General features: G+C 62.0%; 14 protein-coding genes. 3 read left to right on the top strand and 11 right to left on the bottom strand.

The window, feature by feature from the left end; genetic code table 11:
* Positions 1 to 109: 109 nt before the first annotated feature.
* From choV to ACCC94_RS07360, 4 genes are all read right to left on the bottom strand, one after another.
* On the bottom strand, positions 110 to 1,288 hold the full coding sequence (choV, locus tag ACCC94_RS07375) for a choline ABC transporter ATP-binding protein (RefSeq protein WP_413348659.1): 1,179 nt from the start codon (positions 1,286 to 1,288) through the stop codon (positions 110 to 112).
* A 5-nt stretch (positions 1,289 to 1,293) separates the two neighbouring features.
* Complete coding sequence (choW, locus tag ACCC94_RS07370) at positions 1,294 to 2,133, bottom strand: choline ABC transporter permease subunit (RefSeq protein WP_017521464.1); 840 nt, start codon at positions 2,131 to 2,133, stop codon at positions 1,294 to 1,296.
* 56 nt (positions 2,134 to 2,189) lie between these two features.
* Complete coding sequence (locus ACCC94_RS07365; protein ID WP_138213546.1) at positions 2,190 to 3,131, bottom strand: choline ABC transporter substrate-binding protein; 942 nt, start codon at positions 3,129 to 3,131, stop codon at positions 2,190 to 2,192.
* 241 nt (positions 3,132 to 3,372) lie between these two features.
* Positions 3,373 to 4,311 carry a choline ABC transporter substrate-binding protein gene (locus ACCC94_RS07360; protein ID WP_413348657.1) on the bottom strand — a complete coding sequence of 313 codons (939 nt, stop codon included), beginning with the start codon at positions 4,309 to 4,311 and terminating at the stop codon, positions 3,373 to 3,375.
* Between the two features lie 334 nt (positions 4,312 to 4,645).
* Between ACCC94_RS07360 and ACCC94_RS07355 the strand changes: the two genes are divergently transcribed.
* The 3 genes from ACCC94_RS07355 (at position 4,646) to ACCC94_RS07345 (ending at position 9,128) form a co-directional block, all read left to right on the top strand.
* Complete coding sequence (locus ACCC94_RS07355) at positions 4,646 to 6,022, top strand: L-serine ammonia-lyase (RefSeq protein ID WP_413348656.1); 1,377 nt, start codon at positions 4,646 to 4,648, stop codon at positions 6,020 to 6,022.
* 383 nt (positions 6,023 to 6,405) lie between these two features.
* On the top strand, positions 6,406 to 7,512 hold the full coding sequence (locus tag ACCC94_RS07350; protein ID WP_413348655.1) for a GlxA family transcriptional regulator: 1,107 nt from the start codon (positions 6,406 to 6,408) through the stop codon (positions 7,510 to 7,512).
* 158 nt (positions 7,513 to 7,670) lie between these two features.
* On the top strand, positions 7,671 to 9,128 hold the full coding sequence (locus ACCC94_RS07345) for a hypothetical protein (protein WP_413348654.1): 1,458 nt from the start codon (positions 7,671 to 7,673) through the stop codon (positions 9,126 to 9,128).
* A gap of 11 nt (positions 9,129 to 9,139) precedes the next feature.
* On the opposite strand, the gene ACCC94_RS07340 is transcribed toward ACCC94_RS07345, so the two are convergent.
* The 7 genes from ACCC94_RS07340 to ACCC94_RS07310 all read right to left on the bottom strand — a co-directional run.
* Positions 9,140 to 9,619: a phage antirepressor gene (locus tag ACCC94_RS07340; RefSeq protein WP_413348653.1), complete on the bottom strand. Its 480-nt coding sequence runs from the start codon at positions 9,617 to 9,619 to the stop codon at positions 9,140 to 9,142.
* A gap of 538 nt (positions 9,620 to 10,157) precedes the next feature.
* Positions 10,158 to 10,556 (bottom strand): VOC family protein, encoded by a 399-nt coding sequence (locus ACCC94_RS07335; protein WP_413348651.1) that lies wholly within the window; start codon positions 10,554 to 10,556, stop codon positions 10,158 to 10,160.
* 93 nt (positions 10,557 to 10,649) lie between these two features.
* A complete protein-coding gene (locus ACCC94_RS07330) occupies positions 10,650 to 11,072 on the bottom strand; it encodes a PAAR domain-containing protein (RefSeq protein WP_413348650.1) in 423 nt (140 codons plus the stop codon).
* Positions 11,073 to 11,316: 244 nt separating this feature from the next.
* A complete protein-coding gene (locus ACCC94_RS07325) occupies positions 11,317 to 11,562 on the bottom strand; it encodes a hypothetical protein (protein ID WP_413348649.1) in 246 nt (81 codons plus the stop codon).
* Between the two features lie 1,007 nt (positions 11,563 to 12,569).
* A complete protein-coding gene (locus ACCC94_RS07320; RefSeq protein ID WP_413348648.1) occupies positions 12,570 to 12,896 on the bottom strand; it encodes a hypothetical protein in 327 nt (108 codons plus the stop codon).
* Between the two features lie 6 nt (positions 12,897 to 12,902).
* Positions 12,903 to 15,455 (bottom strand): hemagglutinin repeat-containing protein, encoded by a 2,553-nt coding sequence (locus tag ACCC94_RS07315; protein WP_413348647.1) that lies wholly within the window; start codon positions 15,453 to 15,455, stop codon positions 12,903 to 12,905.
* A 158-nt stretch (positions 15,456 to 15,613) separates the two neighbouring features.
* Positions 15,614 to 16,453: hemagglutinin repeat-containing protein (locus tag ACCC94_RS07310; protein ID WP_413348646.1), on the bottom strand; the 840-nt coding region annotated here is incomplete at its 5' end.

Genomic DNA, 16,453 nt, shown 5'->3' with positions numbered 1-16,453 from the left:
GGGAAGTCCATTCGCGAGCAAGCTCGCTCCTACAAGAACCAAGGCTCCAGCCCCAACAAAAACGCCGGCTCCCCTCACAGGGAGCCGGCGTTTTCATTCGGGCGAAGAATCAGCCCAGGTTCTTGCCCAGCAACGCGTGGTACAGCTCGCTGTCGCCGAGCACGCCGACGACGCGGCTCTGCTCCTGCAGTACCAGCTTGTGGCCGGTCTGGTAGCGGATCTGCAGCGCGTCGCGCATGCGGATGTTGACGTCCACCAGGGTCGGCTCGTGCTTGAGCTTCTCCACCGGGTCGCCCGGGCGCCATTGCTGCAGGTCGATGATGTTGCTGCCCTGGCGCGCGGTCTTGATCTGGTTGGTCTCGGTCAGCCCCAGCCAGCAGTCGCGGCCCTGGTCGAAGCACACCTCGTCGGCCTGGCGGCGGCACTGGTCCAGGCCACGCATCAGGCTGGAGCCGCACAGCACGTTGAGCGGGTTGGTGTGGGCGACGAAGGTGCGCACGTAGTCGTCCGCCGGGCTGAGCACGATTTCCTCGGGCTTGCCGTGCTGGATGATGCGGCCGTCCTTCATGATGGCGATGCGCGTACCGATCTTCAGCGCCTCGTCCAGGTCGTGGCTGACGAAGACGATGGTCTTGTGCAACTGACGTTGCAGCACCAGCAGTTCATCCTGCAGCTGCTGGCGGATCAGCGGGTCCAGCGCGGAGAAGGGTTCGTCCATCAGCAGGATGTCGCCATCCATCGCCAGTGCGCGGGCCAGGCCGACGCGCTGCTGCATGCCGCCGGAGAGCGAATCCGGGCGCTTGTCGCGCCATTGCGACAGGCCGACCAGCTCCAGTTTCTCGTCGATCACCTTCTTGCGTTCGTTGGCCGGACGGCCCTGCATCTCCAGGCCGAAACCGATGTTCTCGGCCACGGTCAGCCAGGGCATCAGCGCGAACTTCTGGAACACCATGGCGATGCGCTTGGTGCGCATGGTCTTGAGCGCCGCCGGCGAGCAGTTGGCGATGTCCACCTGCTGGCCTTCGTGCTCGATCAGCAGCTTGCCGCGGCTGACCCGGTTGAGGCCGTTGATGCAGCGCAGCAGGCTGGACTTGCCCGAGCCCGACAGGCCCATCATCACGCAGATCTCGCCGCGCTCGACGTCCAGGCAGGCATCCTCCACACCCAGCACCTGACCGGTGCGCTTGAGGATTTCCTCGCGGCCCAGGCCCTTGTCCAGCAGCTTGAGCGCTTCCTTGGTGTGGGTGCCGAAAATCACATCCACGTGTTCGAATCGAATCGCCGACATAGTGCTTACCTCCCCCGCAGCGAACGTTGCTTGCACACCCGGTCGAGCAGGATGGCGAGCAGGACGATGGCCAGACCGGCCTCGAAGCCGAGGGAAATGTCCGCGGTGTTGAGTGCGTTGACCACCGGCTTGCCGAGGCCGTCAGCACCCACCAGCGCGGCGATAACCACCATCGACAGCGACAACATGATGCATTGGGTGATCCCCGCGCCGATGCTCGGCATGGCGTGCGGCAGCTCGATGCGCGTCAGCAGTTGCCAGCGCGAGCAGCCGAAGGCCTTGCCGGCGTCCATCAGCTCAGCCGGCACGTCCTGGATACCCAGGCAGGTGAGGCGGATGGGCGCGGCGATGGCGAAGATCACCGTGGAGATCAGACCCGGAACCACACCCAGGCCGAACAGGGTCAGGGTGGGGATCAGGTAGACGAAGGTGGGCACCGTCTGCATCAGGTCCAATAGCGGCCTGAGCGCGGTGTAGAACCAGGGCTTGTGCGCCGCCAGGATGCCCAGCGGCACCCCGATGGCGATACACACCACCGTGGCGAAGATCACCTGCGCCAGGGTCTCCATGGTCTCCTGCCAGTACCCCAGGTTGAGGATCAGCAGCAGCGAGGCCAGGGCGAAAGCGGCGAGCCCCCAGCTGCGCTGGATGTAGAACACCAGGAAGACCATCAGCGCGATCAGCGCCAGCGGGTTGAACCAGAGCAGGCTGTTGGTGACGCCATGGATGAGGAACTCGAGGGTGTCGGAAATCTTGTCGAACACCGACGCGCCATGTTGCGTAAGCCAGTCGACGAAGGCGGCGATATGCTCGCCCAGCGGTAGCTTGTGGTCAGTCAGAAACATAATGCGGGCCCATCAGAAGCTTGAGGAATCGGCCAACGGCAATGCTTTCGGCACAGTTACTTCGCGAATGCCACCTTGGCTGCCGCCAAGGCCGGTTTGCCGTCACGGGTGGTCACGCCGGCGAGCCAGGCGTCGAGCAGTTCCGGATGGTCCTTCAACCAGGCTTTCGCCGCCTCTTCGGGCTTCTTGCCCCCGTTGAGCACGGCGTCCATGAGTTTGTTTTCCATGTCCAGGGTGAAGGTCAGGTTGGTCAGCAGCTTGCCGACGTTCGAACATTCCTGGACGTAGCCCTTGCGGACGTTGGTGTAGATGGTCGCGCCGCCGTAGTTGGGACCGAACACGTCATCCCCGCCCTCGAGGTACTTCATCTTGAAGCGGGTGTTCATCGGATGCGGTTCCCAGCCCAGGAACACGATCCACTGGTTGCGGCGGTCGGCGCGCCCGACCTGCGAGAGCATGCCGGCCTCGCTGGACTCCACCAGCTTGAACTTGCCCAGGTCGAACTGGTTCTTGTCGAGCATGCCCTGGACCAGGCGGTTGCCGTCGTTGCCCGGCTCGATGCCGTAGATCTTGTTGCCCAGCTTGTCGGCGTACTTGCTGATGTCCGCGAAGGACTTCAGCCCGCCGTCATAGGCGGCCTGGGTGACGGCCAGGGTGTACTTGGCGCCCTCGAGGTTGGCTTTCACCGTCTCCACCGAGCCATTGTCGGCGTAGGGCTTGATGTCGTTGGCCATGCTCGGCATCCAGTTGCCGAGGAAGACGTCCAGATCCTTGTTCGCCAGCGACTTGTAGGTCACCGGCACGGACAACATGGTTACCTTGGTGGTGTAGCCAAGCGACTCGAGCACCTGACGGGTAGTAGCGGTGGTCACGGTGATGTCGGTCCAGCCGACATCGGAGAAACGTACCGTGCCGCACGACTCAGGTTCAGCGGCCTGAACCGCCAGCGGTGCGCAAACGGACACAGCAGCCAGCAGCAAAGACTTGCAACCTTTCATGAGCGTACTCCTCTGCGGGGTGGGGCGCCGACGCTGCCCACAGTGGGGCGCGGCGGTCTGAATTATGAGTGGGACCTCGGGGCGCAGGTCCTTTTGTTGTCATTTCGTAAACGATCATGGAACAGGAAAATTTCGTCGCCTACCGGGTGGGTCGCATCCAGTGCAGGCGAAGTCGTATTCAGCACCAGCCATGTCGCATCCAGTGGAAAGGCCCGGTTCCAGCGTCTTCCAGAGGCCCGGATCACTCCCTGGCGGCGGTTTTCTGACCCCCTGGCGCCGCGCCCGATGAGTTCGGAGCGACACCCTGCAGCCAGCCATCGAGGACCTGCGGATTGGCTTTGAGCCAACTCTTGGCGGCCTGGCGGGGATTGCGTCGCTCGTTGAGCACCGCATCCATCAGCTGGTTCTCCATCGCCAGGTCGAATTTCAGGTTCTTCAGCAGCCGCGCGACATTGGGGCACTCCTGAAGATAGCCTGCTCTGACGTTGGTGAAGACCGTCGCGCCGCCAAAGTTCGGGCCAAAGTAGGAATCCCCTCCCTCCAGATAGTTCATCTGGATGCGCGTATTCATCGGGTGCGGCTCCCAGCCCAGGAACACGATGGGCTGCTTCAAGGCCCCGGCTCGCTTGACGTAGGCCAGCATGTCGGCCTCGCTGGACTCCACCAGCTTGAAGTCGCCCAGGCCGAACGCCTTCTCCGTGATCATCTTCTGGATCAGCTGGTTGCCGTCGTTGCCCGGCTCGATGCCGTAGAGACGCCCGCCCAGCTGATCCTTGAATTTTGCGATATCGGCAAAAGTCTTCAGGCCAGCCTCATAGGCGTAGCGCGGCACCGCCAGGGTGTACTTGGCGCCTTCGAGGTTGGCGCCCACGGTCTCCACCTGGCCCTTGTCGGCGAAAGGCTTGATGTCGTTCGCCATGCTCGGCATCCAGTTGCCGAGGAACACGTCGACCTTCTTCTCCGACATCGCCTTGTAGGTGTCCGGCACCGACAGCCGCACCACCTGCGTGCGGTAGCCCTGGTGGCTGAGCACCAGGCGGGTCACCGCGGTGGTCACGGTGATATCGGTCCAGCCGACATCGGCGAAGCGCACCACGGCGCAGGATTCGGGTTCGGCGGCGCGCGCAGCGCCCGGTAGTACCACGGATAACGCCAACAGCGACGACACAAGACTCTTCATGAGACCAGCCTCTGACTGCGGAGAATGGGGGTGGATACGGGCGAACGCGGCCGTTCGTCGGTGGCGGATCATGGAACAGCAGGGCCGCCCACGCCTATCGACCGGTCGTGGTTCGCGGCACTCGCGTCGTAAAGAGGCAAGCTTTCGTCGGCCCCGGAACAGGCGCTCCGGCGCCCTGCCCCAACCGGGGTCGCGGGCGGCGTTATTGGATACGGCCGCGTCGCCGATGGACGCAGCCAGCGCCGGACTTGGGTCGATCATGGCCGGGCATCGCGGGCACAGGGACGTGCCTATCCCACTCTTTCATGGACGTGCAGCTCGCCCGGAGTCCGGCATGGCAATCAGTGTGTTCGACCTGTTCAAGATCGGTATAGGCCCTTCCAGTTCGCACACGGTCGGCCCCATGCGCGCCGCCGCGCTGTTCGTCGGCGCCCTGCGCGAGCGGCAGATGCTCGAGCGCACCAGCCGCGTGGAAGTGCGCCTGTACGGCTCGCTGTCCGCCACCGGCGTCGGCCACGGTACCGACCGCGCCGTGATCATGGGCCTGATGGGCGAATGGCCGGACCGCATCGACCCGAGCCAGATCGAACCGCGCATGGCGCAGCTGCGCAGCTCCGGCGAACTGCTGCTGGCCGGCAGCCAGGCGATTCCCTTCGACTGGGTGCGCGACATGCGCCTGCTCGAAGAGAACCTGCCATACCACCCCAACGCCATGCGCCTGACCGCCATCGAAGGCGACCACGTGCTGCACAGCGACACCTACTACTCCATCGGCGGCGGCTTCGTGGTCGACGAGGAACAGGCCGCCTCCGGCAGCCTCGATACCGACAACACCGTGCTGCCCTACGACTTCGCCAGCGCCGCCGAACTGCTCATGCTCTGCCGCCGCCACAACCTGCGCGTGTCCGAGCTGATGATGGCCAACGAGCGCATGTGGCGCAGCGAAACCGACATCCGCGAAGGCCTCAAGGTCATCTGGCAAGCCATGCGCGACTGCGTCGACAACGGCCTGCGCCACGAAGGCATCCTCCCCGGCGGCCTCAACGTGCAACGCCGCGCCGCGCGCCTGCATCGCAACCTGCAGGAAATCGGCAAGCCCAACGTCATCGGCTCGACCCTCTCCGCCATGGAGTGGGTCAACCTCTTCGCCCTGGCGGTGAACGAGGAAAACGCCGCCGGCGGACGCATGGTCACCGCGCCCACCAACGGCGCGGCCGGCATCATCCCGGCGGTGCTGCACTACTACATGCGCTTCAACCCCGACGCCAGCGACGACGACGTCACCAACTACCTCCTGGCAGCCGCCGCCGTCGGCATCCTGTGCAAGAAGAACGCCTCCATCTCCGGCGCCGAAGTCGGCTGCCAGGGCGAAGTCGGCTCCGCCTGCGCCATGGCCGCGGCGGGACTGGCCGAAGTGCTCGGCGCCTCCCCCGAGCAGGTGGAGAACGCCGCCGAGATCGGCCTGGAACACAACCTGGGGCTGACCTGCGACCCGGTCGGCGGCCTCGTCCAGGTGCCCTGCATCGAGCGCAACGCCATCGCCGCGGTGAAGGCCATCAACGCCGCGCAGATGGCCCTGCGCGGCGACGGCCAGCACTTCATCAGCCTCGACCAGGTGATCCGCACCATGCGCAACACCGGCGCCGACATGCACGACAAGTACAAGGAAACCTCGCGCGGCGGACTGGCCGTCAGCATCATCGAGTGCTGACCCGCAATCGACCACGCCAGCCCCGGCGCGCCCCCTGATGGCGCAAGCGGTACGCCCGTCCCGACAACACCAGGGGCGTTACCGTTCCGCGCAGGGCGCCGCCGGTCGCGTGACCGGTGAGTGCTACCAAAAACCCCAGGCCCCGATCCATGCGTATTTGCGACCTTCGCGGCGTCGCAATCCGGACCTGCAAAAACGGCATTCCCATGCCGTTTTCTTTTTTAATTGAACAGCCATTCAACCTAGGCACGGCATTTGCCTTGTTAACAGGCAGCGAGAACAGAGGAGCAGCCCGGGCAACCCCCGAGGCGGATTCCCGAACAGAACAACAAGCATAAGAAACGCCTCCCGTGAGGCGACTGTGACTAGCGTGAGGTGATCGAATGAATGCGTTCAACCCCGGAGTTCCCCCGCAAAACCGAGCTCCGCAGTCCATCGGCTTCCTGCTGCTGGACAACTTCACCCTGATCTCCCTGGCCTCGGCGGTGGAACCGCTGCGCATGGCCAACCAGCTCTCCGGACGCGAACTCTACCGCTGGCACACCCTGAGCCTCGACGGCCGCCAGGTCTGGGCCAGCGACGGCCTGCAGATCACCCCCGACGCGGCCTGCGACAGCGCCCCGCAGATGGACACACTGATCGTGGTCGGCGGCGTCGGCATCCAGCGCAGCGTCACCCGCGAGCACACCACCTTCCTCCAGGCCCAGGCGCGCCACGGCCGCAAACTCGGCGCCGTGTGCACCGGCAGCTGGGCCCTGGCCCGCGCCGGCCTGCTCGACGGCTACGACTGCTCGGTGCACTGGGAATGCCTGGCCGCCATGCAGGAAGCCTTCCCCCGCGTGGCCATGAGCACCCGCCTGTTCTCCATCGACCGCAACCGCTTCACCTCCTCCGGCGGCACCGCGCCGATGGACATGATGCTGCACCTGATCGGCCGCGAGCACGGCCGCGAACTCTCCGCGGCGATCTCCGAGATGTTCATCTACGAACGCATCCGCAACGAGCAGGACCACCAGCGCGTGCCGCTCAAGCACATGCTCGGCACCAACCAGCCCAAGCTGCAGGAAATCGTCGCGCTGATGGAAGCCAACCTCGAGGAGCCCATCGACCTCGACGAACTGGCCGTCTACGTCAACGTCTCGCGCCGCCAGCTCGAGCGCCTGTTCCAGAAGTACCTGCACTGCTCGCCGTCGCGCTACTACCTCAAGCTGCGCCTGATCCGCGCGCGCCAGCTGCTCAAGCAGACCTCCATGTCGATCATCGAAGTCGCCTCGGTCTGCGGCTTCGTCTCCACCCCGCACTTCTCCAAGTGCTACCGCGAATACTTCGGCATCCCGCCGCGCGACGAGCGCCAGGGCCAGCCGATCGGCCAGCCGGTCATGGTCATGCCGATCCCGCAGGACCTCGCCCTCATGCCCAATTCCTCGGCCATCTCGGCGCTCAGCCAGGCCCAGGGCGAATCCACCTTCGCCAGCGTGCGTGTGCTCTGAGGCCCTTCGCCTGAAACGCAAAAGGGAGGCCGCCGGCCTCCCTTTTTCATTCCTGTGACGCATTGCCCCTCATGAATCAGACTCGTCTGAATCGCAAATCATCCTGAATCTCGCAGTCTCCGAAGTGTTCGCCAGCATCCTTCGGAACCACGGGACACATGGACACCGCCCTGCAATACCTGGCCCAGCGAACGCGAGAGCTCTACCGCACGGCCATCGACCTGCTCCACCAGTCGCTCAGCGGCCTGCAACTGCTGCACGAACTCGAACGCCTGCGGCCGCAGGTCTTCGATGTCAGCCGCCACCTCGCCGAACGCTTCGCAGAGCGCCACAGCCCGCTCGACCAGGCCCGCGCGGAGCAGGCCGAGAAGCTCATCCTCGCCCTCCACCGGCGCCTGATCCTCGGCTATTGGCGCCTCCTGCGCGGCCGTCGCACGCAGGGCAAAACCGCTGCCCTGCTCATGCAACGGCTGCTGCGCAGCGCCCAGGAAATCCACTTCAGCTGCCTGCTCAACGGGCACCAGGCGCCGGCCGGCCTGTGGCTCCTGCTCCACCGCATCCACCGCCATGCCTGCCGCCTGCAGGTGCAACAGCTCGACGTCGAGGATGGCGAAGCCGATGAAACCCGTCGCCAGAACGTCGCCCACGGCTACCTGCAAAGCTTGCTGGTCGCCGGCTCCCAGCCGCTGCATATCCCGCCGGACAGCCTGCCGGCACTGATCGAATCCGCCCGCGTATTCGCCTCCGTCGTGCGCATCCGCGCCACCCAGCCTACGAGCCGCTGGCGGCTTGCGCTGGGGCAGGACCAGCCGTTCCGCGACAACGGCGCCGACCCGGACGACGGCTACGCCCTGGAACTGGACGAGCTGCTGAGCACGCTGGCCCGCTTCACCCGCGCCACCACCCAGACCGCCGGCTTCGACCTGAACGCGCACCTGCTGGCCTGCTGGGGCGAAGCCGACGAGCAGACATGGCAGGTGTGCCGTGGCCTCCCGGCTCTGCTCGCGCACCTCGGCGCACGCGATGACACCTCTGTCGACGCCGGGCACTTTCAGCGCCAGCCGCAGCAGGACGTCTGGTCACAGCACGGCGGCGCGCGCGGTGGGCTCGACGAGCTCGTCCCGCACCACAGCACCATCGAATTCGATTCCCCCGTCGAGGAGGTCCGCGCTCCGCCCATCCTCCGCCTGACCCAGGTGCGCCCGGGCACCCAGCACTTCAGCGGACTCTGGACCGGTGCCGAGCCTCCAGCCGGTGGCGAGTGGCTCGGTGTGCGTAGCAACGAGGAATCGCCCTGGGGCCTTGCCCGCGCCCTCAGCATCGAAACCATGGCCAGCGGCGCAACCCGCCTGCATGCCTGCTTGCTCTCGCCGCGTCCGGAACCGTGCCGCCTTACGCTGCGTGGCAAGACCCGGGACAGCTCGGCGCACCACGCACTGCTGCTGAACGACGCCAGCGGGCAGCGCATCCTCTGCCCCTCGCTGCCCCTGCAGACCGGCCGCAAGGTCACTGTCGACCACCGCAGCGGCCGCTTCCTCGCCCTGCTCGGCGAAGCGGAGGGCGGTACCTTCCCGCTCAGCCCGCTGGCAATGGAGGCCGAACCCGACCTCCTGTAGAGGCGACGGCCCTATTCGCGCCCGTCCAGCTCCATCAACCGCGCCGCATCGGCAAAGCGCACCCACAGCCGCCCCTGCCAATCCAGCAGGGCAATGTGCTGCCCCTGCACCTCGCGGAACCGGTGCCGCGGCAACAGCGCGTTGTCCTGCTGCGCTGCGCGCAGCGCCGGCACCACCTCGTTGCTCAGCCACTGCCGCAGGCTGCGGTTCTCCGGGTGGTACAGGTGCAGCAGGAGCAGCGCATACACCCCGCTCTCGCTCACCAGCAACTCATCCTCCGCCGCGCCGGCCAGGCGCTCCCAGCGCGACTGGTCCGGCTCCAGCTTGCGCACCAGCTCCACGCCGCGCTTGCTCGCGGTCAGCTTGGTCAGGTCGCGCAGCACGAACCACGGCTGCTGATCCAGCAGCACGCCGCGCAACTGACGGTTGTAGCGCACGAAGGATTGGGTAATCAGGCCGTGTTCGGCCGGGAAGGACATCGACGTCATCATGCAGTAGCTCCTTGCTCAAGACAGGAAGCCGCCGCCCGAAACATCCGAAACAAGGGAGGCGGACCGTGCAAGGGTGGAAAACCGGAGAACTTACGAAAGAAGACCGGCCGGACCGAAGTCCGCCTCGCACGGTCCGCCATAGACAGCCAGAGCTGATTCCGCTCGATTTCGGACGGAATCATCTCTGCTATGGCGTTCGTAAAGTTCTAAACAGGTTTCCACACCTGACCACGCCAAACGTGGTGCCAGGAACGCTACGCAGAGGGCTTGTAGGACCGCAACGCCGGCGCAGTGTAGGGGCCTTCCCCAACTCCCCCACGCAAACGGCCGCGTCGGACGAGGATATTCCGCCCCAGGAGAACCCCGTCTCATCACCGCAACCAGCCGCCTTCTGTAGGAGCGGACCTTGTCCGCGAAATCCATGGCCAGCTGCACTCCACGCAGGTTCGCGAGCAAGCTCGCTCCTACAGGTGAGGTTCTCTGGCGGGGCGCTGTTCGTAGGAGCGAGCTTGCTCGCGAACGGCCTTTCCCCCCGCACCTACCTCGACAGACTCAACTGCCACGACACCCCGAACCGGTCGCTCACCCAGCCAAAGCGCGGACTGAAGCCATAGTCGCCCAACGGCATATACACGCGCCCACCCTCCGCCAGCACCGCGAAGACGCGCTCCAGCACATCCCCCGCCTCGAACTCCACGAAGATCGAACTGGACGGCGTGAAATCGAAGTCATGCTTCACCGGGCTGTCCGAACACAGGAACGCCTGCCCGCACACCTCGAACCGCGCCACCTTGATCGTCCCCTCCGGCCCCGGCTCACCGGCGCCATAGCGCTCCACCTGCACCACGCGGGAGTTGGGAAAAGTGGCGAGATACAAATCCAGCGCCGCCTGCGCGACGCCGCCCTGGAACATGAGGAAGGGAGTGGCGGTGGTCATGACTGGTCTCCCGGACTGGGGCAAGTGGCTTCGGAATGGAAACCAAAGGGTATCTTCATTCAACAGTCGAGGCAGTCCAACGACGCCACGCGCTCAATCCTGGTTGTTCAACGGCAAGCGCAGGATGGAACCATTGGGGTTCGACAGCCGCTGGCCCGGAGGAGTCTGTTCATACATTTCCGGATGGTTCTTGTAGTACCAGTAGTCGTCCGGGAAGTAATACCTGTGCAGTTCACTACCAAGCGGCGGAAAAGCCTGCAACGGTATCAGCCTGGAGCCGCACTCAGTCGGAGTACCATCGTAAGCCACTTCCTGCCCCTCCAGCAGGGCATGGTTACCCGTTGCGAGGATCCTGTTCGGTCCGTGGATGGGGCAGCTCACGCTATCGCCTGCCCGCGCAATGTTCCGCCCGGCGCTTTTAACCGTCGCGGAACCCGTCAATACCTGTCCGTTGTGATCGGTTATGTCGCCAACCACGATATAGGAACGATTTAACCAACTTGGCCTCGATGCCATGGAATGTCCTCCCAGTAGTCCAGAGACTATGCCACTGCAACGAGCGCCTACGAGTACCGTGCAGGCTAATAGAGAAAAAGAAGACGAAAGAAAGGGAAGATGGATTCAAGCAGTCAGTTCAACACCGCTGGGAAAGAAAAAGGGGACAGATTTATTTTCTGTATTCTAGTCCCGACTCACCACCCAGCTTTAGAGTAGAAAAATAAATATTTTTCATTTTCGTCTCTTAACCTTCAATCAAAACTTAATCATATCCGCCGCGCTGTATCTCTTTTACCTTTTTCTTGCCGCGGCGTTTAAATAGACTCAGAAGTCCTTCAAGAGCAAAATAAACAGGAAATAATATCAAAATAAATTCAATGGGATTCTTGAACTCAAAGAATCTTTCCAGCTTACCGGCAATCAGGCCGGAAATGATCATAAGAAAAACAAATCGAATACCAGAAACCAACGACGACATGTATTCATTAAGCAATCCATCAGGCTTCATTTGAAATTCCTGCCACTCGGCATTTAACCAGCGAACGCCCCACTCCGCCCCCTTTTGTTACCTTTCTTTTTTCTCAACCCCTTCCAGACTTAAAGTAATTTACTGCAAAAACAGCTCCCAGAAAGAAGGTCATTATTCCTCCCCCTCTCAAAGCACTCTCGGCAGCAGACTCCATCACATTCCACAGGTCGAAATCCTGCTCCCTTAAATACATGACAAATCCTACTGAAACTGTCGACGCTAGAAAAAGCGCCCCACTACATACAAGCACCCACTTAACAAGCATAAAAGCCAACTGAAGAATCTTTGTACTATTCATTTTTATTCAGAAAAGTTGGCAGTTAATTTTCTGTATTCTAGCCCTGACTCGCCAGCCAGCTTTAGAGTAAAAAACAAACCTGTCCCCTTTTCGCTAGTTTTGCATCCCACTATAGGGATCTTCTACACTATCCCACAACTCTTCTACTGCCTCATGAATTTCTATATACACGTCAGGAGACGTCTGGTCGGGGTCAATTTCGCTTAGGAATCTGAGAAGTTGTCCAAGCCCCAGCCTCGAAACTATAGCAACTGTCGTCTCTGCTGACTCGATACATCGGCCATCCCACAGTGCAATTAAGGCATCAGCTACTGAAGACTTTATATCATCACTCAGAGCACAATAAGTATTCCATTGCCTATCACTCAATTCCAAAAGAGCCTTAAGTGCACTCTCTTTGGATAAACCTCCAGACTTTAAACATTTCAGGACTTCTAAAAACTCAACCTTTATATTCTCCGCGATCATGGACTCAGGTAGAGCTTGATAGTAACTAAAAGATTTCATTTCTCAAAAACCCACCGGGTCATGTGTCAAATTGGATGAATTTCTATACAAAATCCCATTCTGACCCAACAACTTAATCCCAACCTTAATCTGTACTCCAGCACTGGCTCATAACCCGAATTTAGAGTAGAACAAATCTGCCCCTTCTAAGGTTTCTGTAGTTACCAATACTCTAGCGTCATTATACCGGAATAAAAATCTCCGAAAAATTCATTAGACCACCCTCCCAGACGGCCTGAACAGAAGCCACATCATCTTCATACAGCTTAAACATAATAGTTTCCAACTCTCGAGTTGAGCCATAAAAGAAAAGAACCTCGAGCTTTTCCCCTATATATTTCTCTATCCCCGCGTGTTCACCTTGGAAATCCAAGCCAAAATCATTCAGCACTTTTTCCTTCACAACCACACTAAGAGCTTCAGGGGAAGAAAACTCCCAGCCATAATCAGTAAGGATTTTCTCTGTCTTTAATGGCAAGATAAAAACCGTTCTGTATTTTCCGCGCATATATCTTCACTCCCAAACATTCACAGGAATTTTATCAATTCCTGCCCGCTTTGCAGCCTCGGTACGGTGATGCCCATCTTGAAGCTCTAACCGACCTGTAGCAGGATTTCTCCATGCATCAACAGGCCAATTTTCATCAAAACCATTCTTAAGCATATCTTTTGTATATCGCTTAATTTGAGATCCGCTCATCTCCGATTTAACTTGTGTTGGAATCAAGTTTCGCGGATCTTCATATATTAATATGGGTTTAACCTCTCCACCGTCTACAGCATCCGCCCCCACCCCACGGGCTTGCCCACCAGCATAGGCTCTCCAATCAGGGTGATACGGGTTAGCTTTCATCTCTGGCGTGATGAAGGGAACACCTACTGGCTCAGATACCGAACCTGGCTTTGCGGCTCCTCCTCCCGCGAAAACGGGAACACCGATCGCGAATGGATTGAACCCGGTCTGGGTCAGGTAGGTCGCGATTTCATTGATGTATTCCGGCCCACCGTCCCAGTAGAGTTTGGCCGTTCGATCCAGATGGAGCTGACCAGCCAGGGTCCAGTCACTGGTGTTGTCGCCTCCAATGCCCGTGTAACGACCAAGGATGTCGGACGCTTCACCCTCAGGCAGAACCTTCACCAGCGCATCTACTGCCTGCGATCCCTCATCCACCTCCGCACGCAGTTCGGCGCAATCCGTCTTGCAGTTCAGTAGTTTTTTGCGATTTGCCTCGCTCCGCTCCTTGGCTTCCGCTGCCAGTTGCTCGCAGGTATTTGTTGCTTCGCAAGATTTAGCTTTCTCTGCCAGCTCGGATACATCACGGGCAGATAGATAGTTGTTCTCAACCGCCGTCTTACCCGCTCCGGCCGCCGCCACAACCCCAGCGCTATCCCCTGTCGCCAAGCCACCCGCCATCCCCGCTGCGAGCGTGGAAAGGGCCGAGACGATCTGCCGTTCCTTCTCCGTCAGGTCTTCGGGCCTCTTGTTGGGGTATACCGTGGTCGCAATCAGCTCACCCGTCGCAGCACCCGCTGCACCGGCCACGCCGGAGTTGCCTTGGGCGTTGGCCACAATGGCGCCAAGCACTGCCTGGGCCATGATGCGGGCGGTGTCGTTGTTGCCGGTCTGCTGCTTGATCAGCGTTGCCACATAGGGCGCTGAGGCTCCCGCCACGGCTCCCCCGATGTCGCCACCGGCCAGGTACTGAAGCGCAGCCGTGACGGCCTGGGCAGCCTGCTGGTAGTTGCTGCCCGTGCCGTACTCACGCATCACATCCTGGTAGGCCTTGGAGTTGACCAGGGCCTCGTTGTACTTCTTGATCTCCTCGGCCGAGGCACCTTCCCCCGGTGGGTACTTACCGTCTTTCTCCAGCGCCTTGCGTCCTTCCTCGTTCGCCTTGATTTCGCCGTTGGTGCGGATGATGTCCATCGACTGGCTGCCGATCTGCGCGATCAATTGCACTTCCTGCAGGCGGCGCTGTTCCTTCTCCTTGTCGAAAATGGGGCTGATGCTGCCGTTGGCGTGCTCAACATCGCGGTTCAGGCTGGCGACGTCCTGCTGCTGGGCTTCGCCATTGCGGATTTCGACGGCGCCGGCGGAGATGGCCGAGCGAGTGGTGCCACTGTCGCTATCGCTATGGGTGTAGGCGGTGACCATGCCGTTGGGCATGTTGCCGAAGAAGGCGCTGCCTTCGTTGCCGCCAGTGCTCGCGCTGACGCCCTGTTGCTGGGTTTTGTAGTCGGCCTCGTTGCGGATGTCGCGCCAGCCGAGGGTGTCGGTGCTCAGGCGGTTCCTGTCGGCGTTGGCGGTGCTGGAGATGACGGCGCCGTCGAGTTGGGTGTGCTTGCCCACTTCGATGTCGTAGCCGCCCTTGCCGGCATAGAGCCCGGCCTGCTCCTGAACGCTGTCGTAGTTGGAGTGGATCTTGCTCTTGTCGACCGAGAGGCTGGCGCTGCCGCCGGAGCCGATGATGGCGACACTGACGCCGCCGCTGACATTCTTCTGCTCGGACTTGTACTCGTCGGTGTCCTGCAGGCTCCGTAGGGTGAGGTCGCGGCCGACCTTGGCGGTGATCTGCTCGCCACTGACCTGGGCACCGATGAGGCTGGTGTCGCGGCCACTGACGAGGGCGACCTGGCGGCCGGCGTCGACAGTGGTTTCGGTCCAGGTGGTGCCGTTGCCGTGTTCGAAGCCAGTGCCCTTGTTGCCGTTGGCGAAGACACTCAGGCCACCGCCGCCGCTGCCGAAGCCGATGCTGACGCCGACGTTGCCGCCGCTGCTGCTGTTCTTGCCGTCGAGTTTCTGGGTGTTGGAGGCGGCCTCGAGAATGAGGTCGCGGTTGGCGGCGAGCATGACATCCTGGCCGGCCTTGAGCTGGCTGCCCTGGATGTGGGTGTCGCCGTCTTCACCGACCTTGCCTGCGCCAGTAGCGAGGATGTTGAGGTTGTTGCCGGCGGTCAGGGTGCTGCCCTGGCCGATGCTCTGCTCCTGTACGGTTTTCGACTTGGATTGCTGCGAGCCGAGGGAGATGGCGATGCCGACGAAGTTGCCGGCATTGTCGGTGGTCATGCCGCCCTGCTCCGCCGCCTGCCAGGCCTGGTAGCCAGTCAGGCCAGCCTGGATGCCCTTGAGCGCGGCGAGACGGCTGTCGTCTTCATGGCGTGCTTCCTTGGACGACTGGTAGGCGGTATTGACCGCGCTGCCGACGCTTCCGGACAGGGCCAGGGTCAGGCCGCTTTTCTTCTGCTCGCGGGTTTCCTCGCTGCGGTTGCGGTTCTGCGCCTCGAGGATGCTGACGTTCTGGCCGATGAGGTTGATGTCCTTGCCGGCGCGAGGTCGGAGCCGCGGATGGTCAGGTCCTTGCCGGCCTGGATGTCGACGTTGCCGAGCACGCTGCCGATGGTGCTGCCACGGGTCTGCTCGGTGTGGTCGTCCTGGGTGGTCTTCAGGCTGCTGGAGCCGAGGGTCACACCGATCCCGCCGCTGCTCATCAGGCCGGATTTCTTCTTCGACTCGGCGTGGCTGGTCTCGAAGCTTTCGGTAGCACCATCGATGAGCACGTTGCGCCCGGCCAGCAGGCTGGTGCCGTTGGTGGAGGCGACGTCGCTGCCATGCACGGCGATGTCCTGGCCGGCGCGGATGGCGATCTTGTCGGCACTGACCAGGGAGCCGGCCTGGGTGATGCTACTGCTGCTGTCGACGCGGGTCTTGGTGGTGCTGGAGAGCCCGGAGCTGCTGGTCTTGGTCTTGCGGTAGTAGCTGTAGTCGCTGTCCTGCCCGGAGACCAGGCTGACATCGCGCGAGGCATAGAGGTAGGCCTCGCCCGAGGCGCTGACGCTGCTGGCCTTGAGGGCCAGGTCCTGCCCGGCGGCAATGCTGACGTCGCCGCCGGCGGTCAGCTCGGTGCCCTGCTGTTCGACGTGGTCCTTCTGGCTGCTGATCTTGCGCGTATTGCTATAGCTATGGCTCTCATCCGCCGCCGAAGCGAGGGTGACGTCGCGGCCGGCGCTCAGCGCCGCGTCGCGGGCGGCGTCGGTGATCCCGTACTCCGCGTTGACGTGGACCGT

Origin of the sequence: Pseudomonas sp. Pseusp97 (assembly GCF_047304025.1) — a bacterium.
In the GTDB taxonomy this organism is placed as follows: domain Bacteria; phylum Pseudomonadota; class Gammaproteobacteria; order Pseudomonadales; family Pseudomonadaceae; genus Pseudomonas.
This window is presented reverse-complemented; position numbering and strand designations above follow the sequence as displayed.